The sequence below is a fragment of the Alcanivorax sp. HI0083 genome, from assembly GCF_001635175.1.
Map to the genome: position 1 here is coordinate 1 of NZ_LWFX01000210.1, position 849 is coordinate 849.

Genomic DNA, 849 nt, shown 5'->3' on the forward strand with positions numbered 1-849 from the left:
ACGAATCTGGGCAAACTGGCTGGCCAGCTCATCGATCCAGGCTTTGGAATCGCCCACGAACACTGCCACGCTGATAGCCATGCAACGCTGCCCTGCCGCCCCGCAGGACGACCCAACCAGGCTGCTGACCACCTGCTCCTTATTGGCATCGGGCATGATCACCATGTGGTTCTTGGCGCCGGCAAAACACTGCGCGCGCTTCATGTTGTCGGTGGCCGTGCGGTACACGTGCTGACCCACCGGCACCGAGCCTACGAACGACACCGCCTTGATGTCCGGGTGCGACAGCAGGGTATCCACCTGCTCCTTGCCACCGTGCACCACCTGCAACAGGCCCGGCGCCGCGCCGGCTTCCTGGAACAGCTCCGCCAGACGGTTGGGGGTCATCGGGTCCTGCTCGGAAGGCTTGAGCACAAAGGTGTTACCCGCGGCGATGGCTAGCGGGAACATCCACAGGGGAATCATGGCCGGGAAGTTGAACGGGGTGATCCCCGCACACACGCCCAGCGGCTGGGTCCAAGAATGGGTGTCGATGCTGCGGGCCACGTTTTCCACGGTTTCGCCCATCATCAGCGAGGCGATATTGGCGGCCTGCTCGGCCACTTCGATGCCGCGCCACACGTCCCCTTTGGCATCTTCGAAGGTTTTGCCGGTTTCCTGGCTGAGGATTTCAGCAATTTCGTCGTGATGCTCTTTCAGCAGCGCCTGGTAGCGCAGCATCAACCGGGCTCGCTCGGAGACCGGCACTTCTTTCCAGGTCTGGAAGGCGGCCTTGCCCGCCGCAATGGCCCGCTCCATTTCCTCGGCGGTGGCCGCCGGGGCCTCACACAGGGTTTCCTGGGTGGCCGG

At 63.7% G+C, this 849-nt stretch carries 1 protein-coding gene; it reads right to left on the reverse strand.

Annotated features, from left to right (window positions below; translation table 11 throughout):
* Window positions 1-849: CoA-acylating methylmalonate-semialdehyde dehydrogenase (mmsA, locus tag A3754_RS02255; RefSeq protein ID WP_063518744.1), on the reverse strand; the 849-nt coding region annotated here is incomplete at both ends.